The 19,032-nt window shown below is 72.0% G+C and carries 18 protein-coding genes; 11 read left to right on the plus strand and 7 right to left on the minus strand.

Annotated elements, in window-relative coordinates:
- Positions 1–212 precede the first annotated feature (212 nt).
- Positions 213–656, plus strand: a complete 444-nt coding sequence (locus AB0I81_RS29340) for an SRPBCC family protein (RefSeq protein WP_360662949.1) — start codon at positions 213–215, stop codon at positions 654–656.
- Between the two features lie 14 nt (positions 657–670).
- Here the strand turns inward: AB0I81_RS29340 and AB0I81_RS29345 are convergent, their stop codons facing one another.
- Entirely contained in the window at positions 671–1,276 is a 606-nt protein-coding gene (locus AB0I81_RS29345) for a TetR/AcrR family transcriptional regulator (RefSeq protein ID WP_360662951.1), read from the minus strand.
- A 101-nt stretch (positions 1,277–1,377) separates the two neighbouring features.
- Between AB0I81_RS29345 and AB0I81_RS29350 the strand changes: the two genes are divergently transcribed.
- Positions 1,378–2,850 (plus strand): ABC-F family ATP-binding cassette domain-containing protein, encoded by a 1,473-nt coding sequence (locus tag AB0I81_RS29350; RefSeq protein WP_360662953.1) that lies wholly within the window; start codon positions 1,378–1,380, stop codon positions 2,848–2,850.
- A complete protein-coding gene (locus tag AB0I81_RS29355) occupies positions 2,844–3,689 on the plus strand; it encodes a virginiamycin B lyase (protein ID WP_360662955.1) in 846 nt (281 codons plus the stop codon). The genes AB0I81_RS29350 and AB0I81_RS29355 overlap by 7 nt, the downstream gene beginning before the upstream one ends.
- Here AB0I81_RS29355 and AB0I81_RS29360 read toward each other — a convergent pair.
- Positions 3,671–4,405 carry a hypothetical protein gene (locus AB0I81_RS29360; protein WP_360662957.1) on the minus strand — a complete coding sequence of 245 codons (735 nt, stop codon included), beginning with the start codon at positions 4,403–4,405 and terminating at the stop codon, positions 3,671–3,673. The two genes, AB0I81_RS29355 and AB0I81_RS29360, sit on opposite strands and share 19 nt — an antisense overlap.
- 70 nt (positions 4,406–4,475) lie before the next feature.
- Here AB0I81_RS29360 and AB0I81_RS29365 point away from each other — a divergent pair, with 70 nt between their 5' ends.
- The 3 genes from AB0I81_RS29365 to AB0I81_RS29375 all read left to right on the plus strand — a co-directional run bounded on the left by AB0I81_RS29365 (position 4,476) and on the right by AB0I81_RS29375 (position 7,095).
- Positions 4,476–5,360 (plus strand): LysR family transcriptional regulator, encoded by an 885-nt coding sequence (locus AB0I81_RS29365; protein ID WP_360662959.1) that lies wholly within the window; start codon positions 4,476–4,478, stop codon positions 5,358–5,360.
- Between the two features lie 188 nt (positions 5,361–5,548).
- Positions 5,549–6,106: an EF-hand domain-containing protein gene (locus AB0I81_RS29370; RefSeq protein ID WP_360662961.1), complete on the plus strand. Its 558-nt coding sequence runs from the start codon at positions 5,549–5,551 to the stop codon at positions 6,104–6,106.
- A 149-nt stretch (positions 6,107–6,255) separates the two neighbouring features.
- A complete protein-coding gene (locus tag AB0I81_RS29375; RefSeq protein WP_360662963.1) occupies positions 6,256–7,095 on the plus strand; it encodes an NPP1 family protein in 840 nt (279 codons plus the stop codon).
- A 123-nt stretch (positions 7,096–7,218) separates the two neighbouring features.
- Here the strand turns inward: AB0I81_RS29375 and AB0I81_RS29380 are convergent, their stop codons facing one another.
- From AB0I81_RS29380 to AB0I81_RS29390, 3 genes are all read right to left on the minus strand, one after another.
- Positions 7,219–8,550 (minus strand): serine hydrolase domain-containing protein, encoded by a 1,332-nt coding sequence (locus AB0I81_RS29380; protein ID WP_360662965.1) that lies wholly within the window; start codon positions 8,548–8,550, stop codon positions 7,219–7,221.
- A 146-nt stretch (positions 8,551–8,696) separates the two neighbouring features.
- Positions 8,697–9,758: a hypothetical protein gene (locus AB0I81_RS29385; protein WP_360662966.1), complete on the minus strand. Its 1,062-nt coding sequence runs from the start codon at positions 9,756–9,758 to the stop codon at positions 8,697–8,699.
- A 267-nt stretch (positions 9,759–10,025) separates the two neighbouring features.
- Positions 10,026–10,223, minus strand: a complete 198-nt coding sequence (locus tag AB0I81_RS29390; protein WP_360662968.1) for a DUF4236 domain-containing protein — start codon at positions 10,221–10,223, stop codon at positions 10,026–10,028.
- 187 nt (positions 10,224–10,410) lie between these two features.
- Here AB0I81_RS29390 and AB0I81_RS29395 point away from each other — a divergent pair, with 187 nt between their 5' ends.
- The 3 genes from AB0I81_RS29395 to AB0I81_RS29405 all read left to right on the plus strand — a co-directional run bounded on the left by AB0I81_RS29395 (position 10,411) and on the right by AB0I81_RS29405 (position 14,562).
- Entirely contained in the window at positions 10,411–12,624 is a 2,214-nt protein-coding gene (locus AB0I81_RS29395) for an ATP-dependent RecD-like DNA helicase (RefSeq protein WP_360662970.1), read from the plus strand.
- A 121-nt stretch (positions 12,625–12,745) separates the two neighbouring features.
- Entirely contained in the window at positions 12,746–13,942 is a 1,197-nt protein-coding gene (locus AB0I81_RS29400) for an Ig-like domain-containing protein (RefSeq protein ID WP_360662972.1), read from the plus strand.
- Positions 13,939–14,562, plus strand: a complete 624-nt coding sequence (locus AB0I81_RS29405; RefSeq protein ID WP_360662974.1) for a GNAT family N-acetyltransferase — start codon at positions 13,939–13,941, stop codon at positions 14,560–14,562. The genes AB0I81_RS29400 and AB0I81_RS29405 overlap by 4 nt, the downstream gene beginning before the upstream one ends.
- A 40-nt stretch (positions 14,563–14,602) precedes the next feature.
- Here the strand turns inward: AB0I81_RS29405 and AB0I81_RS29410 are convergent, their stop codons facing one another.
- Both AB0I81_RS29410 and AB0I81_RS29415 read right to left on the minus strand, forming a co-directional pair.
- Positions 14,603–15,814 (minus strand): DUF6596 domain-containing protein, encoded by a 1,212-nt coding sequence (locus AB0I81_RS29410; RefSeq protein ID WP_360662976.1) that lies wholly within the window; start codon positions 15,812–15,814, stop codon positions 14,603–14,605.
- A gap of 105 nt (positions 15,815–15,919) precedes the next feature.
- Positions 15,920–16,303, minus strand: a complete 384-nt coding sequence (locus AB0I81_RS29415) for a YciI family protein (protein WP_360662978.1) — start codon at positions 16,301–16,303, stop codon at positions 15,920–15,922.
- Positions 16,304–16,492: 189 nt separating this feature from the next.
- Between AB0I81_RS29415 and AB0I81_RS29420 the strand changes: the two genes are divergently transcribed.
- A complete protein-coding gene (locus AB0I81_RS29420; protein WP_360662980.1) occupies positions 16,493–17,995 on the plus strand; it encodes an MFS transporter in 1,503 nt (500 codons plus the stop codon).
- Between the two features lie 79 nt (positions 17,996–18,074).
- The gene (locus AB0I81_RS29425; protein ID WP_360662982.1) at positions 18,075–19,031 is read left to right on the plus strand and encodes a cyclase family protein; all 957 of its coding nucleotides are present in this window, start codon (positions 18,075–18,077) and stop codon (positions 19,029–19,031) included.
- Position 19,032: the final 1 nt, after the last annotated feature.

Raw genomic sequence — 19,032 nt, forward strand, 5'->3', positions numbered from 1 at the left:
TGGACGGCGGGCGCGTTCCCGGGCCTGCCGCATCTGTCTGTCGTACCGCCCGCCGGGCCGACGCTGACAGTAGCCGAATGGACACTCTTGGTATCCGTTTCGGGCCGGCCGTCCGGCGCCGTCTCTCCATGTCGTGCTGGCATCGTCGCAGGGTGCCGGGTGAGGATGTCGGTGAGCGGATCTTTCGGCCGACCGATGGAGGAATTTTGGTAATGCCCGTGTACGCGGCCGTCGCCGTCCACGTCCCCGCACCGCCGGAGCGGGTGTTCGAGCTGATCACCGACTGGCCCCGGCACCAGGACTGGATGTTCATGACCACCGCCCGCCGGACGGGCGAGCACACCCTGGAGGCCTACACCGGGATGTGGCCGTTCGGTTTCCTGGACACGATGACGATCACGCACTGGGAGCCGCCCGCGCTGATGCGGGTCGAGCACACCGGCCGCGTCGTGCGCGGCCGGGGCGCGATCCGGGTGACCCCGCGGCCGGGCGGCAGCCGCGTGGTGTGGGCCGAGGAGCTGCTGCTGCCGTTCGGTGTCCTGGGTCAGGCCGCCTGGCCGCTGGCCCGTCCGCTCACGCTGGCCCTGGCCCGCCGCTCCCTGCACAGGCTCGCCGCCCTGCTGTCCGACGGCCGATCGGCCACGGCACCCGCGTAGACGGGCACGCTCCGCTAGCCCGCAGGGGAGGCGTCGGCCTTGATGGCGCCCGCGCGGGCGGCGGCGACGGCGGCGTCGGCCGCGCGTTCGGCGTCGCGTTCGGTCACGGGCTCGTGGGTGATGAACAGCCGGTAGTAGATGGGGGCGACGGCCATCCTGATCACGTCGGCGACGTCCGTGCCGGCCGGCACCTCGCCCCGCTCGATCGCCCGCCGTACCGCCTGGGCCGCCTGCTCGTGGCGGGCCACGAAGAAGCCGTGCAGGGAGTGCGCGGCGGCGCCGCCCTGTACGGCGGCGGTCACGAACGCGGAGGAGATGGGGCCGGCGACGGGGTCGGCGAAGCCGCTCTGCACCAGGCGGGCGATCCCGCGCAGGTCCTCGGCCAGGGAGCCGGTGTCGGGCATCGGCCACGGCTCCTCCCGCGCGATCTCCAGCGCGTCGGCGATCAGCCCTTCGGCGTTCTTCCAGCGGCGGTACACGGTGGTCTTGTGCACGCCCGAGCGGGCGGCGACGTTGTCCACCGTCAGCCCGTGGTAGCCGTGTTCGGCCAGTTCGGCGAGCGTGGCCTGCCGTACGGCGTCGCGTACGCGGGCACTGCGACCGCCGGGACGCTTGTCCAAAGTCTACTCCAGTTGCGTTAGTCTCCGCGGCCGTGTTAGCTTAAAGCTACACGAGTTGCGATTGGAGTCGCGTCCTGACCACACAGCTTTCCCTCCGGGGAGTGTCGAAGTCCTACGGACAGCGCCGGGTCCTCGACCACATCACCTTCAGCATCCGCCCCGGCGAGCGGGCGGGCATCGTGGGCGAGAACGGCAGCGGCAAGTCCACCCTGCTGCGGCTGATCGCCGGGATGGAGCGGCCGGACGACGGCGAGGTGACGGTGTCGGCCGCCGGCGGCGTCGGCTACCTGGGCCAGACCCTCGACCTGCCCGGCGGCCACACCGTCCGGCAGGCCATCGACGCCGCTCTGGCCGGGCTGCGCGCGCTGGAGCGCGGCATGCAGGAGGCCGCCGAGGCCCAGGACATGGACGCCTACGGCGACCTGCTGACCGCGTTCGAGGCCAGGGGCGGTTACGAGGCCGACGCCCGCGTGGACAAGGCGATGCACGGCCTGGGCCTGGCCGGGATCGAACGCTCGCGCGTGCTCTCGACCCTGTCCGGCGGCGAGCAGGCCCGCCTGGGCCTGGCCTGCGTGCTGGCCGCCTCGCCGGAGATCCTGCTGCTCGACGAGCCGACCAACCACCTGGACGAGGCGGCGCTGACCTGGCTGGAGGGCCGCCTGGCCGAACACCGGGGCACGGTGGTGGCCGTCTCGCACGACCGCATCTTCCTGGACCGGGTGGCCACCACGATCCTGGAGGTCGAGGGCGGCACGATGACCAGGTTCGGCGGCGGCTACACCGGGTTCCTGGCCGGCAAGGCGGCCGCCCGGCAGCGCTGGGAACAGGCATACGCCGACTGGCAGGAGGAGATCCGGCAGGTCAAGGAGTTCGCCGCGACCACCGCGCACCGGGTCGCCGCGGGCCGGGACATGAAGGACAACAACAAGATGGCCTACGACCGCAACGCGGGCCGGGTGCAGAGTTCGGTCGCCTCGCGGGTGCGCCAGGCCGCCGAACGCCTGCGCCGCCTGGAGGAGGACCCGGTCCCGAAGCCGCCCAGGCCGCTGCGCTTCCGCGGCACGTTCGCGCCCGCCGGCCGGCGTACGGGCACGCTCGTGGAATCCGGCGGCCTGCGCGTCGAGGCGGGCCGGCGGCTGCTGATCCACGGCCCCAACGGGGCCGGGAAGTCGACGCTGCTGGCCGCGCTCGCCGCCGAGGCGGGCGACCGGGCCGGATACCTCCCGCAGGAGGTCACCTTCGACCCGGACAAAACGGTCATGGAGACGTATGGCGGGCCGCCCATGGCGCTGATGGCCACCGGCCTGCTGCGCCCGTCGGCGCTGGAGCTCAAGGTCGGCGTCCTGTCGGTCGGGCAGCAGCGGCGCCTGGCGCTGGCCATGCTGCTGGCCGGGGAGTACGACCTGCTGCTGCTCGACGAGCCGACCAACCACCTGTCGCTCACCCTGGTCGAGGAGCTCGAACAGGCCCTCGACGGCTACGGCGGGGCGCTCGTCGTCGTCACGCACGACCGGGCGCTGCGGCGCCGCTTCACCGGCACACACATCTCACTCACGGGGGTTCACGCATGTTGATCAATGGTTCGCCGTACGGCGTCGTCACCGGTCCCGACGGCGCGCTGTGGAGCACGCTGGTCCACCAGGGACAAATCGTCCGGGCCGTGCCAGGCGGGGACATCACGACCTTCCAGCTCGACCCCGCCGACGGCCAGCCCACCGTGATCGTCACGGGCGGCGACGGGGCGCTGTGGTTCACCGAGTTCATCGGCGGCCGGATCGGCCGCATCACCACCGGCGGCGCCGTCACCGCCTTCGAGGTCGCCTCGCCGTACGGGCTGACCACCGGCCCGGACGGCGCCATGTGGTTCACCCAGTTGCAGGGTGACCGGATCGGCCGGATCGGCCCGGACGGCGAGATCACCCTGTACCCGCTGCCCACCGAGGGCGCGATGCCGTCGATGATCGCGGCGGGGCCCGACGGGGCGCTGTGGTTCACCCTCAACCAGGGCAACGCGATCGGCCGCATCACCACCGACGGCCGGGTGAGCACGTACGAGCTGCCCACACCCGCAGCAGGACCGGTCGGCCTGTGCGCGGGCCCTGACGAGGCGCTGTGGTTCGTGGAGATCGCCGCGGGCCAGATCGGCCGCATCGACACCCACGGCGAGATCACCGAGTTCCCGCTGCCCGACCGCGCCGCCAAGCCGCACGCCATCGTCGGCGGCCGGGACGGCGCCCTGTGGTTCACCGAATGGGGCGCCGGCAAGCTGGGCCGCATCACCACCGGCGGCGAGATCACCGAGTACCCGCTGCGGGGCTCCGAGCCGCACGGGCTCACGGTCGGGCCCGACGGCGCGATCTGGACCGCGATGGAGTCCGGCGCCCTGGAGAGGGCCTATGCGGGCCGATCATGAACAGGAAGCGCCGAGGGACGGTGACGGGCGACCGCCGCCGCGAACGCCGAGATCACCGCATGCGGCCGCCGCCCGTCCCCGGCCAGCTCCGGCTGGAACAACGTGGCCAGGAAGAACGGATGCCCGGGCAGCTCGGCCACCCGCACACCCCCGCCGTCGCGGTCATCGTCGCCGTGGCCGGAGAACACCATCCCGTGCCCGGCCAGGAGCTGCCTGTAGTCCTCGTTGAGGCCGTAGGAGCAGACGTAGGACTCCACGGTGACGGGCGCCCCGACGATCTGCTCGATCCGGCTGCCGGGCGACAGCCGTACGCGGCCTTCGTGCCCGGCCAGCGAGCACGACAGCGGCGTCATCAGCAGGTTTCGCGCGCCCGGCTCGTTCTCGGCGTGCGCCACGTCCAGCCCGCACACGTGCCGCGCGAACTCCAGCAGCATGTGCTGGAAGCCCGCGCACGTCCCCAGGAACGGGATGCGCCGCTCCCGCGCCACCCGCACCGCCTCCACGGCGCCCGCCGCATCCCGGTACGGGCTGCCGGGCAGCAACCAGATCCCGTCGAACCGTTCGAGACCGGCGACGTCGCCGGCGACGTCACCGGTGGGCATCCAGTACGGGTCGAGCGCCACGCCGTCCCGCACCCGCAGGGCTTCCATCAGCGCCGGGATCCGCGTATGGGAGCGGACGGCGGGGGAGCGGTCTCCCACAAGGGCGATTCTCATGCCACCATCGTGACCGGCGCCCCCGGTTAAGCGCCAACGATGGATCCTGCACCCACGATAAGCATCGCTGATGGACCCGCACCTGCTGACCACCTTCGTGACCGTCGCCCGGCACGGCTCCTTCTCCGCCGCGGCCGCCGAACTCGGCTACACCCAGTCGGCGATCTCCCAGCAGATCGCCGCCCTGGAGAGCGACCTGGGCCTGCCGCTGCTGCGCCGCCGCCCCGTCGAGCCCACCCCGGCCGGCCGGCGGCTGCTGGAGCACGCCGGGCCGCTGCTGCTGCGCCTGCGGGCCGCCCGCGCCGACGTGCTGCGCGCCGCCGCCCCAGCCCGCCACCTGCTGCGGCTGGCCGCCACGCCGCTGGCCCTGTCCGCGGAGGTGGCCGGGCGGCTGGCGCGGGCGCGGGCCGCAGAACCTCGGCTGGAGGTGCGCCTGCGTACGTGCCGGCCCGGGCAGGCGGCGGCCCTGGTCGCCGAGGGGCACGCCGACCTGGGGCTGACCGACGGCATCGTCGCGCCGAGCGACCCGCTGCGGCTGCCGCCCGACACCGGCCCGATGACGGCCACCGGCGTCGCCGAGCAGGACCTGGTGGTGGCGCTGCCCGCCGATCACCCGCTGACCGGCCGCACGGGCGTGCGGCTGGCGGACCTGGTGGACGCGCGCTGGCTGGACACGCCGCTGTGCCCGCTGGCGCGGCTGCGCGACCTGGCCGGGGAGGGATTCCCGGCGGGGCTCGCCTACGACGGGGACGACGTACACACCGTGCTCAACCTGGTCGCGGCCGGCCACGGCCTCATCGTCCTGCCCGCCCGCGCCCTCACGCCCCCCGTCATGCCGATATCTGTCGTACCGGTGCCGGTGACCGCGCCCCGGCTGGTGCACCGGGTGGAACTGCTGCACGCCACCCTCCCCCCGGGCCCGGCCGCCGACGTCGCCGCCGCACTGACCGGATAAGCAGCCACTACCCCCGGGTACGCCCCGAGTCAACGCCCCCGTCCTGGCCGGAAACGGACCGTTGACTGCGGTATGCCCGGAGAGTTTCATCAAGGGTGCGAGCGCCACATATGGCCAGCTCACGCACCACCGCGCGCCCCTTTATCCCCCACGAGGCCGTACACCAAAAGGCCTGCAAGGAGGCCGCCATGGCCCGCGACAGCATCGAACAGAAGTTCACCAACCTGTTCAACTGGTTCGACCACACCGGCGACGGCCGGCTCACCCGCGAGGACTTCGAGCGCCTGGGCGAGACATTCGCCGCCGTCGCGCCCGAGGGCGACACCCGCAACAGGAACGCGCTGCGCGAGGCGTTCATGCTCTGGTGGGAAGTCCTGAACGAGGCCGGCGCCCCCGACGCCCGCCAGCGCGTCGGACTGCGGCCGTTCATCACCGCCATGCGCACCCACATCGCCCCCGACGCCAAAACCGTCGAACGCATCGTGATGCCCATCATCGACGCCCTCATGAACGCCCTGGACACCGACAAGAGCGGCATGCTCACCGCGGATGAGTACGTCCGCATGTACGAGGCGCTCGGCATCGACCCGGCCACCTCCCGGCCCGCCTTCCAGCGCCTGGACCGCAACGGCAGCGGCACCATCACCCACGAGGAGTTCCGCACGGCCATCGAGGAGTTCTACCTCAGCGCCGACCCCGACGCGCCCGGCAACTGGCTGCTCGGCTCACCCCTGCCCGGCGGCTGACCGGCCCTCCCTGCGCGGTGGCACCGGTACGAGACGGTGCCACCCCAGGGTGCCCACCAGGGTGTGCGGCCGGTCATCGACGGACGCGCCCGGGCGTGCCTTCCCGCGAACGTGGACGCATCCGCCACCACAGCGCGAAAGGACCCGACATGACCGGCACCCCCGCCATCGGCCGCTTACCCTCCACCGGCCGCCGGAAGAGGCCATGGGCCGCCACACTCGTGACCCTGCTCGGCGCCTTCGTCACCGTCCTGGCCACGTCCGGCCCCGCCCGCGCCGACCTGCTGACCAAGCTGCCGCAGAACGCCAGCGGCCTGGAGCAGACCTTCTCCCCGGCCCTGGACTACGACACCGACGGCTGCTACTCCACCGCCGCCGTCACCTCGCCCTACCGCACCAACCCCGGCACCCCCCTGAGCAGCGCGAGCCTGACCGGCCCCTGCCGCAACGCCGACCGGCTGCAGGAGTCCAACCAGTACGCCCGCTCCAAGTGCAACAACGGCTGGTGCGCGATCATGTACGCCAGCTACTTCGAAAAAGACCAGTCCACCTACTGGCCGACCGGGCACGTACACGACTGGGAGCACGTCATCGTGTGGGTCAGCAACAACCAGGCCCGGTACGTCTCGGCCTCGGCCCACGGCAACTGGAACACCCAGCCCGCCTCGAACGTGCGCTTCGACCCCAGCGGCACCCACCCGAAGATCGTCTACCACAAGGACGGCGGCAGCACGCACGCCTTCCGCTTCGCCAACCCCAGCGACGACGCCATCGAGAACCACACCGGCGGCTGGTTCTACCCGCGCCTGATCGGCTGGAACGGCTACCCCGGCGTCTCCGGCGGTGACGTGAGCTTCCGCAACACCTTCGTCTACCACACCGACTTCGGCAGCGCCCACCTCGAGATCGGCACCGAATCCATGCAGTACCAGCTCAACCGCGCCAAGCCGGGCGGCATCCCCTTCGACCCGTACGGCTCCTGGTTCTGAAACCCCCAGCCGATGACCTGGCCGGCAGCCGCTGCCCGCCAGGTCATCGCCGTGCGTCCCTCAGGCGCGGGGTCCCTCAGGCGCGGGGTCCCTCAGGCGCGGGGTCCCTCAGATGTGCGTCCCTCAGGCGTGCCAGTCGCCGACCCCGCCCGGCACCGGCGCCGCCGGATCGTAGGGCTCACGGGTGAAGATGAAGGTGTTGAGGTCGAGATGATCGGCCGCCACCCGCAACGTCTCCCCGGCGTAGTACCCGTCCAGCCCCAGCCACGTCCCGTCCTGCCGCGGCACGAACCGCGAGGCCCGCCCGCCCGCGCCGATCGGCTCCAGCGACAGGCCCCGCTCGGGCAGCAACCGCAGCGCGTACGGCTTGGGCCCCCAATGCCACAACCCGGTCAGCGCCAGCAGATCCGGGTCCGCCGCCATCGGCCGCCACTCATCCGGCAGGCCCGGCTCGTACTCCTCCAGGATGTCCAGCAGGTCGGTCAGCAGCGCGGGGCTCGTCCCGGTGGTGGTGTTGGCCATGAACAGCACCCCCACCCCGTCGGCGGCGTCCGCCCACACGGTGGCCAGGAAGCCGGGCATCGACCCGGTGTGCCCGGCCAGGCGCCGCCCGCCGCTCCTGGACAACTGCAACCCCAGCCCGAACCCGCTGCTCCAGGTGTCGCCGTCGTCCACCCCCGCGGGCTCGCGCATCTCGGCCAGCGTGTCGGGGCAGAGCACGCCGCCGGTGTCGCCGGCCAGGAACGCCGCCCAGCGGGACAGGTCATGCGGCGTGGACCACAACTGCCCGGCCGGGCCCATGCCGTCGGCGTCGTGCTCGGGCTCGGCCAGCACCACGTCGGCGTAGGGGTGCACGGCGTACCCGATGGCGTGCGGGGCACGCGGCCGCGCGGTGGTGCCGCGCATGCCGAGCGGACCGAGCACCTCGGCGCGCAGCGCGTCCAGCCACGTGGTGCCGCGCAGCCGGGCCACCATCTCACCGAGCACGGCGAAACCCACGTTGGAGTAGTGGAAGCGCCGCCCCGGCCGGTGCTTGAGCTCCTCTTCGCCGAGCCGGGCCAGCAGGTCCCCGGCGGGAATTCCGGCGGTACGCTCCCACCAGGCGGTGGGCGGCTCGGCCGTCAGCCCGGCGGTGTGCGACAACAACTGGGCGATCGTCAGGTGACCCAGCGGCGTGCCCGGCAGGTGCCGCTCCAGCGGATCGGTCAGCGCCAGCACACCCTCATCACGCAGCCGCATCACCAGCACGGCGACCATGCTCTTGGTGATCGACCCGATGCGGTACTGGGTGGCGGCGGTCGGCTCCCCGTCGCCCACGCGGCCCCGCCCGCCGAACCATGCCAGCCTTCCGTCGCGGACGATCGCGGCCGTCAGCGACGGCACCCTGCACCTGGCCTGTTCGACGGCCAGCCGGCGCAGCAGCGCGCGCGCCGTTCTGTGTCCCACCTGCGTCATGACCGACAAGGGTAGCCGCTGGACCGGCACCGGCCCGATCCCTGGTACGGGCCCGCTTCCCGCCGGGACACCGCCCGCGGGGGACTTCCGGCGGGCGGTCTCAGGTCATCATCCCTGATCGTCTCCGGTCATCTGATCGTCTCCGGTCATCGGGAGGGGGCGTGGTCGAAGGTGTCGAGGATGAGCGCGGTGGCGTCCAGGTCGCGGGTGGTGCGCCCGAGCCAGGGCATCTCGGCGGCGCCCGGCCAGGTGTGGCCGCCGCCGTCGATCGTGTACAGGCGCAGCGTGGTGCCGCCGGGGCAGGTCTTCCAGTCGCGCAGGCGTACCTGGCCGGGCAGGGCGGCGATGGTGCGGCCGGTGCAGCCGAGCCGGTCGGCCCAGCCGGCCGCGGCCCGCTCCACGGGGTCGAGCACGATCAGGTCGGCGAGCGTGCGCAGGTCGCCGGTGGCGTCACGCAGGGGGTGGCCACCCCGGTACGGAACGACGCGGTCGTCGGTGCCGTGAAAGGCCACGATGCTGGTGGCAGCGGTGGTCGTGGTGGCAGCGGCGGTTGCAGTGCTGCCCGGCGCGGTGGTTGCGACCGTGGCGGTGGTCGTGGTGCGAGGAGTCGTGGTGCTGGGGGTGCTGGGGGTCGTGGGGGAGTCCTGCGGGCAAGGGCGGGCGATGTTGAGCCCGGCCACCGCCGCCACCGCGGCCAGCCGGCCGTCCAGGGCGCAGATCAGGGAGGTCGCCATCGCGGCCCCGTAGGACATGCCGGCGGCGAACTCCCGCCGCGTCTCGACGCACAGGCCGCGTTCCAGGTGGTCCAGCAGCGCGGCCAGGAAACCGGCGTCGTCGGGCCCGGTGGTGCCCGGCAGCGTCCAGCCCATCCGGCCTTTCGCGGCCTGCGGGGTCGCCACGATGTACCCTCGGCGGGCGCCGGCCTCGGGCAGCCGGCCGTAGGCGGCCTGGCGGGCGGCGGAGGAGTTCAGGCCGTGCAGGTCCAGGATGACCGGGTGGGGGCCGTCGCCGCGGGGCAGCGACAGCAGGAAACGGCGCTCGATCCCGCCGAAGCCGAGCCGGTGTGTACCCGCCCGCAACTGCTCGGCGGCCGCGCAGCCGCTGGTGGGGGCCGCCCGTACGGCCGGGCCCGGCGGGACAGGAGGCGCGGCGCAGCGGGGGGCCGCCAGCAGCACGACCGCCAGCAGCAGCCTCACGCGTGTGGGCATCGTGCGCCTCCCGCCGGTCCTCCCTCTGGCAGTGTGCGCGACGGCGGGACGGCACGCGAGCCTTTCGCCCGTGTCGCCACCACCGGAGCCGGAACCGAGCCACAGGAACCGAGCCGCAGGAACCGGGCCGCAGGAACCGGGCCGCAGGAACCGGGCCGCCGGGGACGGGCCGCCGGGGACGGGCCGCAGGAAACGAGCTGCGGGGACACGGCCGCAGGGGACGGGCCGCAGGCGGGATGCCTGCGGCCCGTCCCCTGCTCTGCGTCGCTATCTGCGGCGGCCGGCGTCGCTGCGGGTCTTGCGCCAGTGGAAGCCGCCGGGCAGGTTGACCGACACCGTACGGCGCCCGTCGGCCCCGCGGGTCACCCGGAACAGCCGGTTGCCCCAGCTGTGCCCCACACCGCGGCGGGACAGGTTCAGCCGGAACGGGCCGAACTTGATCGACTTTCTGTAGCTCCAGCCCATATCGCCTTTCCTCCATCGAGTTCGCGAGAAAGACCTTCCGCTACCCCGCGAAGGCGCGATATATCGGGTTTGGTCAAGATTGCGGCAACAGAGTCCCCGGCAGCGCACCCGCCCGTACGATTCCGATCATTTATCGCTTCCCCGCTACTCTGACCCCACAGCGGCGGCGAGGGGGAGGGGCGGGACGGTGACCCAGGACGCGGCCCAGACCGGCGGCACCGAACTGTCGTGCGTCCTGGAACGCGTCACGTTCGCTTCGGAGGAGACCGGCTACACCATCGCCCGCGTCGCCACCGAACGCACCGGCGCCGACCTGCTGACCGTCGTCGGCCCGCTGCTCGGCGCCCAGGTCGGCGAGTCGCTGCGGCTGCGCGGCCGCTGGACCTCCCACCCGCGCTACGGCCGCCAGTTCGAGGTGTGGTCCTACACCACCGTGCTGCCGGCCACCGTCCAGGGCATCCGCCGCTACCTCGGCTCCGGCCTCATCAAGGGCATCGGCCCCAAGATGGCCGAACGCATCGTCGACCACTTCGGCACCGACACCCTCGAGGTGATCGAGCAGGAGCCCGCCCGCCTGACCGAAGTGCCCGGCCTCGGCCCCAAACGCACCAAGATGATCGCCGCCGCCTGGGAGGAACAGAAGATCATCAAAGAGGTGATGATCTTCCTGCAGGGCGTCGGCGTCTCCACCTCCATCGCCGTGCGCATCTTCAAGCAGTACGGCGACACCTCCATCTCCGTCGTCCGCACCCAGCCGTACAAACTCGCCGACGACGTGTGGGGAATCGGCTTCAAGACCGCCGACACCATCGCCCAGGCCGTCGGCATCCCCCACGACAGCCCGGAACGCGTCAAGGCCGGCCTGCGCTACACCCTGTCCCAGGCCGCCGACGACGGCCACTGCTACCTGCCCGCCCCCAACCTCGTCGGCGACGCCGTCAAGATCCTCGACGTGCCCGCCGACCTGGTCGCCACCTGCCTGGAAGACCTCGTCGCCGACGAAGGCGTCATCCGCGAGAACGTACCCGCAGGCGAGGCCCTCCTGCCCGCCGTCTACCTGCCGCCCTTCCACCGCGCCGAGACCGCGCTCGCCTCCGGCCTGCTCACCCTCCTGCACGGCGGCCACGACCGCCTCAAAACCTTCACCGACGTCGACTGGGAACGCGCCGAGACCTGGCTGCACGGCCAGACCGGCGCCGAACTGGCCGCCGAGCAGCGCCAGGCCGTCCGCCTGGCGCTGACCGAGAAGGTCGCCGTCCTGACCGGCGGCCCCGGCTGCGGCAAAAGCTTCACCGTACGCTCCATCGTGCTGCTGGCCCGCGCCAAACGCGCCAAGGTTATCCTGGCCGCCCCCACCGGCCGCGCCGCCAAACGCCTGGCCGAACTGACCGGCCACGAGGCCACCACCGTGCACCGCCTGCTGCAGCTGCGGCCCGGCGGCGAGGCCACCTTCGACCGCGACAACCCCCTGGACGCCGACCTCGTCGTCGTCGACGAAGCCTCCATGCTCGACCTGCTGCTGGCCAACAAACTCGTCAAGGCCGTCGCCCCCGGCGCCCACCTGCTCTTCGTCGGCGACGTCGACCAGCTGCCCTCCGTCGGCGCCGGCGAGGTGCTCAAAGACCTGCTGGCCGCCGACGACATCCCGCGCGTGCGCCTGACCCAGATCTTCCGCCAGGCCCAGGAGTCCGGCGTCGTCGTCAACGCCCACCGCGTCAACACCGGCCGCCACCCCGTCCTGGAAGGCATGAACGACTTCTTCCTGTTCCCCTGCGAGGAACCCGAGGAGATCGCCGCGCTCACCGTCGACGTCGTCGCCCGCCGCATCCCGCGCCGCTTCCGCCTCGACCCCCGCCGCGACGTACAGGTCCTGGCCCCCATGCACCGCGGCGCCGCCGGCGCCGGCGCCCTCAACTCCGCCCTGCAGGAAGCCCTCACCCCCGCCCGCGAAGGCCAGCCCGAACGACGGTACGGCGGCCGCGTCTACCGCATCGGCGACAAAGTCACCCAGCTGCGCAACAACTACGACAAAGGCGCCGCCGGGGTGTTCAACGGCACCGTCGGCATCGTCACCGACATCCGGCCCGACGAGCACAAACTCACCGTCCTGACCGATGAGGACGAGTCGGTCGACTACGCCTTCGACGAACTCGACGAACTCGCCCACGCCTACGCCGTCTCCATCCACCGCTCCCAGGGCAGCGAGTACCCCGCCGTCGTCATCCCCCTGGCCACCAGCGCCTGGATGATGCTGCAACGCAACCTGCTCTACACCGCCATCACCCGCGCCAAGAAACTCGTCGTGATCGTCGGCTCACGCCGCGCACTGGCCCAGGCCGTCCGCACCAAGGGCGCCGGCCGCCGCCACACCGGCCTGACCCACCGGCTGACCCGCCGCTGACAGGCACGTATTCAAGAAGTAATGGAAATGAGATCGAACTCTCCCAAACGATTCCGCGTCTTACATGCGGGAGCATTAAAGTTTTTGTGGTGCCTTGAGGTGCCCTGGGGAGAGGACAGAGTTGAACGTTGCGCCTGCTTGGAGGAAGCCCGCCGCCGCGCTCTCGCTGCTCACCGCGGCGACCCTGACGGCATCCTGCTCCGGCGGCCCCGCCGCCGCGCCGCCGGAAGACCCGCAGGCCACCACCACCGCCACCCCCCAGGCTCCCACCGTCAAGATCACCCCTGAAGAGGGCGCCGCCAAGGTCAGCCCGGAGAAGAAGGTCGTCGTCAGCGCCGCCGGCGCCCCCCTCGAAACCGTCACCGTCGAAGCCGACGGCGAACAACTCCAGGGCAAGTTCAACACCGACAAGACCCGCTGGATCTCCAGGACCGCACTGAAGCCCTCCACCAGCTACAACGTCTCGGCCACCGCCGGCGTCACCACCGCCACCAGCACCTTCACCACCGCCAAACCCGAACGCGAACTGCGGGTGGCCGACGTCACCCCCAACGCCAAGGGCGAGAAGATCGGCGTCGGCGCGCCCATCATCGTCACCTTCAACCAGCCCGTCACCAGCAAGGCGACCATCGAACGCGCCCTGAAGGTCGAAGCGGAAAAGCCCGTCAAGGGCGCCTGGCGCTGGATCAACGACACCGTCGTCATCTACCGCACCGCCAAATACTGGCCCGCCCACCAGAAGGTCACCTTCAACGCCGACATCACCGGCATCAAGGCCGGCAAGGGCCTGTACGGGGTCAAGGACTACACCGCCGACCTCGAAATCGGCGCCAAGCAGATCAGCAAGATCGACACCCGCAAGAAGATGATGTACGTCTACAAGGACGGCAAGCGCGTGCAGACCATGCGCATCAGCGCCGGCATGGCCACCACCCGCGAGTACACCACCACCTCCGGCGTGCACCTCACCATGGAACGTGGCAGCCCCGTCCGCATGATCTCGCCCGGCCGCAAGAAGGGCGACCCCGGCTACTACGACATCATGATCGACCACGCCGTGCGCATCTCCAACTCCGGCGAATACGTGCACGCCAAGAACAACGTCTGGGCCCAGGGCGTCCGCAACGTCAGCCACGGCTGCATCAACGCCCGCCCCGACCAGGCCAAATGGTTCTACGAACGCGTCCAGCGCGGCGACGTCGTCGACATCGTGGGCACCGACCGCGCGCTGGAATGGAACAACGGCTGGGGCTACTGGCAGATGTCGTTCTCGCAGTGGAAGAAAGGCAGCGCCCTGAAGGGCGACAGCACGCCATGACGCACACCACCCCAGACAGCACACCCGACGCGCCCGGCATCCCTGCCCAGCCCGGCACACAGGGCTCCGGCAACGGCACGCCCGGCCCGGGCAACGGGAATGGCAGCGGGAACGGGAACGGCACCCGTATCCGCGCCGGCCGCGACGGCGACGTCCCCGTCGTCCTGGCCATGTTCGACTCCGCCGTCGCCTGGCTCACCGCCCAGGGACGCACCGGCCAATGGGGCACCCGCCCCTTCACCGGCGACGCCAAACGCACCGAGCAGGTCGCCTCCTGGCTGGCGGGCGGCGGCATGCGCATCGCCGAACACGACGGCCGGCCCGCCAGCTGCATCTCCGTCGGCCCCGCCCACGCCTACGTCACCCCCGCCACCGAACCGGAACTGTACGTCCAGGCCCTGGTGATCGACCGCCGCCACGCCGGCCACGGCGTCGGGCGCACCCTGCTCGACTGGGCCGCCGGCGAAGCCCGCGCCCGCGGCGCCGGCCTGCTGCGCGTCGACTGCTACGCCGGCGACGACGGCCGCCTGGTCGCCTACTACGAAAGCTGCGGCTTCACCCGCCTGGCCCCCTTCACCGTGGGGGAGTGGCCCGGCATGCTCCTGCAACGCCGCCTCTGACCCCCCACCCCACCGCCGCGCTCGAAACCCCGGCGGGGACCTACGCCCGTACCCGGCTCGCCCTCGACTCCAGGTAACGCTGCTCGGCGATGCTGGCCGTCGCCTTCGCCGCACGCCGGTAATGCTCGTACGCCCCCGCCCGGTCCCCGCTCTTCTCCAGCAGATGCGCCCGCACCGACAACAACCGGTGATGCCCCGCCACCCGATCGTCGCCGTCCAGCCCCGCCAGCAGCGCCAGCCCCGCCGCCGGCCCCTCGATCTCGGCCAGCGCGATCGCCCGGTTGAGCGTCACCATCGGATTGGGCGCGATCCGCTCCAGGATCAGATACAGCGCGTGCACCTGCCGCCAATGCGTCTCCCCGGCGGTCGCCGCGTCCGCGTGCGTCGCCGCGATGGCGGCCTGCAACTGGTACGGCCCCAGCTGCGTACCCGCCAGCGACGCCTTCACCAGCCCCGTGCCCTCCTCGATCAGATCCCGGTCCCACCTGCTCCGGTCCTGCTCATCCAGCGGCACCAGATCACCCGCCGCCGTCGTACGGGCCGCCCGGCGGGCATCGGTCAGCAACATCAGCGCCAGCAGCCCCGTCACCTCTCCATCATCGGGCAGCTGCGCGTGCACCATCCTGGTCAGCCGGATCGCCTCCCGCGCCAGATCGGCACGGTGCAGCTCACTGCCCGACGACGCCGTGTACCCCTCGTTGAAGATCAGATACAGCACGTGCAGCACCACCCGCAGCCGCTCCTCGCGCTCGGCCCCGGCGGGCAGCGTGAACGAACTGCCCGCCGCCCTGATCCGCTGCTTGGCCCGGCTGATCCTGGCCGCCATCGTCGCCTCCGGCACCAGGAACGCGCGAGCGATCTCAGCGGTCGTCAGACCGCCCACCGCCCGCAGCGTCAACGCCGTCGCCGAAGCCGCGCTCAGCGTCGGATGACAACACAGAAACAGCAGCACCAGCGTGTCATCGGCGTCCGGAACCTCCTCCGGCGCCACCTGCCCCGCCGTCGCCGACTCCCGCTCCCGCCGCGCGTGATCGCTGCGCACCTGGTCGATGAACCGGCGCGAGGCCACCGTCACCAGCCAGCCACGCGGATTGCCCGGCACCCCCTCGGCCGGCCACTGCACCGCGGCGGCCAGCACCGCCTCCTGCACGGCGTCCTCACAGCCCTCGAACTGGCCGTGCCGCCGCACCAGCACGCCGAGGACCTGCGGCGTGAGCTCACGCAGCAGGTCCTCGATCGCCGTCGCCGTCACGTCGCCGTCACGCCTTCGTACACTGCCTTCGTCACGTCGCCCTCGTCACGCCGTCAGTCACCGCCGTCAGTCACGTCGCCGGTTACGTCGTCGGTCATGTAGCCGTCACGCCGGCAGCGGCCCGTCATCGGCGCCGTGCGAGAACATCACCTGACGCACCTCCACCGCCAGCCCCTCGATCGCCGCGTCCGGGATCTGCGCCGCCAGCTCCACCGCCCGCGCCTTGTCCTCACAGTCGACCAGGTAGAAGCCGCCCAGGTACTCCTTCGACTCCAGGAACGGGCCGTCGCTCACCACCGGCTGCCCGTTACGCACCGACACCACCGCCGCCTGCGACGGGTCGACCAGCGCCTGGGTGTTGATCAGCTCACCGGACTCCCGCAGCGCCTCGATGAACCGGCCGTGCCCCTCGCCGATCGCCGCCTTCTCCTCATCGGTCAGCGCCTCGAGCACCGCCGGGTTGATGTGCATGCTGATCAGGAACTTCATCGCCTACTCCTCGTGAATCGACGGAGGACCCGGCCGGGCCCTTCCACCTGCTGGTCGGAGCGGCCGCCGCCGTCTTGACATCCCCCGGCCAGAACTTTCGCACAACTTTCCCGCCCGATGTCAAGACGGCCCCGGCCGCTCCGACCACCCGCGAAACACCCGCACATCACCATCACAGGAGTCACCCCTATGCGCCCCTCCCGCGCCTGGCTCGGACTGACCGTCCTGGCCGCGCCGACCCTGCTCGTCGCCATGGACATGACCGCGCTGTTCCTCGCCCTCCCGCGGCTCAGCGCCGACCTCGGCGCCACCGCCGTCCAGCAGTTGTGGATCAGCGACGCCTACGGCTTCATGGTCGCCGGCCTCGTCATCACCATGGGCACCCTCGGGGACCGGATCGGCCGCCGCAGGCTGCTGCTGATCGGCGCGGCCGCGTTCGCGATCCTGTCCGTCGTCGCCGCCCACGCCACCAGCCCGCTGATGCTCATCATCGCCCGCGCGCTGCTCGGCGTCGCCGGCGCCACCCTGATGCCCTCCACCCTCGCCCTGATCACCACCATGTTCCCCGACGAACGCCGCCGCGGCCACGCCATCGCGATCTGGGCGACCTGCCAGTTCACCGGCGGCGCCCTGGGACCCGTCCTGGCCGGATTCCTGCTGCAGCACTTCTCCTGGAGCTCGGTGTTCCTGGCCGCCGTACCGCCCATGGCCCTGCTGCTCCTGGCCGGACCGGCACTGCTGCCCGAATACCGCAGCGACCGGGCCGGCCGGCTCGACCCCGCCGGCGTCACCCTCTCCCTCACGGCCGTCCTGCTCACCGTCTACGGCATCAAGCAACTCAGCGTCGCCGGCGCGCCACTCCTGCCGGCCGCCGCCCTCCTGACCGGCACCGCCCTGGCCACCCTCTTCGTACGCCGCCAGCTACGCCTGCCCGAACCCCTGCTGGACCTGCGGCTGCTGCGCAACCGCCCGTTCACGGCCGTCCTGATCGCCCTGCTGCTCGCCGGCATCGCCATGGCCGGCACCGGCCTGCTGGTCACCCAGTACCTGCAGAGCGTCCTGGGCCACTCACCGCTCGCCTCGGCCATCCTGTTCGCCCCCATGGGCCTGGGCGTCGCGGCCGGCACCCTGACCGCACCGGCCCTGGCCCGCCGCACCGGCCGGACCACCGCGATCGCCGGCGGCCTGACCGCCTCCGCCCTGGGCAGCCTCCTGCTGCTCACCGCCGGCGGCCCCGCCACCCTGCCCCTCGTGATCACCGGCATCACCGTCCTCGCGCTCGGCACCGGCCCCCTGTTCGCCCTCGGCACCGGCCTGATCGTCGGATCCGTACCACCGCACCGCGCCGGCTCGGCCGCCTCGATGTCGGAGACCGGCAACTACTTCGGCGGCTCACTCGGCTTCGCCCTGCTCGGCGTGCTGGCCGCCGCCATCTACCGCAGCCGGATGAACGGCACCTCCGACTCCCTGCCCGCCGCGCTCGAAACCGCCCGCCACCTCCCGGCCGACCAGGCCGCGCACCTCGTGCACGCCGCACGCGCCGCGTTCACCGCCGGCCTGCACGTCACCGGCGTCATCTCCGCCCTCCTGTTCGCCGGCCTGGCCGCCCTGTTCCTCTCCACCCGCCCGGAACGCGACCGAGACGGGACGAACCCCGCGGCCCGGCGCCAACACCTGCGTCAAACCAGCTGATCCCGTAGCATGCCGCCTCAACGGGCCCGGACACCCCCTCGAAGCCCCGGACCGCGCGACCAGAGGAGCTGACGCTCAGATGACGACAGAGCGACCGACGCCCACCCAGGACGACGTGCTCGGCTACTTCGACACGCTGTCGAACTGGGGACGATGGGGCGACGACGACCAGCTCGGCACCCTCAACCACATCACCGACGACGTCCGCCTGGCGGCCGCGCGGGCCGTACGCCACGGCAGAAGCGTCTCATGCGCCTGGGAGGTCGCCGTACCGCAGGACATGGAGCGCGCGACCACGACCTGCCCGTGCACCGCCGACATGCCCGGCGCCGAGAACATGCCGGTGCCCGCCTTCCACGCCGACCGCCGCTGGGGCTTCTCCACCGAACGACTCGGCTTCACCTTCCACGGCAACACCCTCACCCACATCGACTCGCCGTGCCACATCTACTGGGACGGCACCATGTACAACGGACGGCCGCACACACTGGTCGACACCTCCACAGGATCGTCGTGGGCGGCCGTCACCGCGGCGGCCCACGGGATCATCACCCGCGGCGTCCTGCTCGACGTCGCGGCCGTCCGCGACGTGCCCTGGCTCGAACCGGGACAGGGCGTCCACCCCGACGACCTCGAAGAGGCAGAACGCCGCCAGGGCGTGCGGGTAGGACCCGGCGACGCGGTACTCCTGCGCACCGGCCACGGCCGCGCCCGCCACGAGAACGGCCCGGCCACCGGTTTCACACAGGCCGGCTGGCACGCCTCCTGCCTGCCATGGCTGCACGAACGCCAGGTCGCCCTCATCGGCGCCGACACCCCCCAGGACGTCCAGCCCTCAGGCTACGAAGACGTGCTCATGCCCGTGCACGCCGTCAGCCTCGTCGCCATGGGCCTATGGATGCTCGACAACTGCGACCTGGAAGCATGCGCGGGTACGGCGGCCGAACTCGGCCAATGGGACTTCCACCTCGCGATCGCGCCGGTCCGCTTCGCCGGCACCTCCGGCAGCCCCGTCAACCCGATCGCCACCTTCTGAC

The organism is Nonomuraea sp. NPDC050404 (assembly GCF_040655495.1).
Lineage (GTDB): Bacteria > Actinomycetota > Actinomycetes > Streptosporangiales > Streptosporangiaceae > Nonomuraea.

Bases quoted from the DNA above. Each gene is read 5' to 3' on its own strand.
- AB0I81_RS29415 (WP_360662978.1), bottom strand. From the start codon at position 16,303: ATGAAGTTCCTGATCAGCATGCACATCAACCCGGCGGTGCTCGAGGCG.
- AB0I81_RS29360 (WP_360662957.1), bottom strand. From the start codon at position 4,405: ATGAGAATCGCCCTTGTGGGAGACCGCTCCCCCGCCGTCCGCTCCCAT.
- AB0I81_RS29355 (WP_360662955.1), top strand. From the start codon at position 2,844: ATGTTGATCAATGGTTCGCCGTACGGCGTCGTCACCGGTCCCGACGGC.
- AB0I81_RS29375 (WP_360662963.1), top strand. From the start codon at position 6,256: ATGACCGGCACCCCCGCCATCGGCCGCTTACCCTCCACCGGCCGCCGG.
- AB0I81_RS29340 (WP_360662949.1), top strand. From the start codon at position 213: ATGCCCGTGTACGCGGCCGTCGCCGTCCACGTCCCCGCACCGCCGGAG.
- AB0I81_RS29365 (WP_360662959.1), top strand. From the start codon at position 4,476: ATGGACCCGCACCTGCTGACCACCTTCGTGACCGTCGCCCGGCACGGC.
- AB0I81_RS29390 (WP_360662968.1), bottom strand. From the start codon at position 10,223: ATGGGCTGGAGCTACAGAAAGTCGATCAAGTTCGGCCCGTTCCGGCTG.
- AB0I81_RS29425 (WP_360662982.1), top strand. From the start codon at position 18,075: ATGACGACAGAGCGACCGACGCCCACCCAGGACGACGTGCTCGGCTAC.
- AB0I81_RS29405 (WP_360662974.1), top strand. From the start codon at position 13,939: ATGACGCACACCACCCCAGACAGCACACCCGACGCGCCCGGCATCCCT.
- AB0I81_RS29380 (WP_360662965.1), bottom strand. From the start codon at position 8,550: ATGACGCAGGTGGGACACAGAACGGCGCGCGCGCTGCTGCGCCGGCTG.
- AB0I81_RS29385 (WP_360662966.1), bottom strand. From the start codon at position 9,758: ATGCCCACACGCGTGAGGCTGCTGCTGGCGGTCGTGCTGCTGGCGGCC.
- AB0I81_RS29370 (WP_360662961.1), top strand. From the start codon at position 5,549: ATGGCCCGCGACAGCATCGAACAGAAGTTCACCAACCTGTTCAACTGG.
- AB0I81_RS29420 (WP_360662980.1), top strand. From the start codon at position 16,493: ATGCGCCCCTCCCGCGCCTGGCTCGGACTGACCGTCCTGGCCGCGCCG.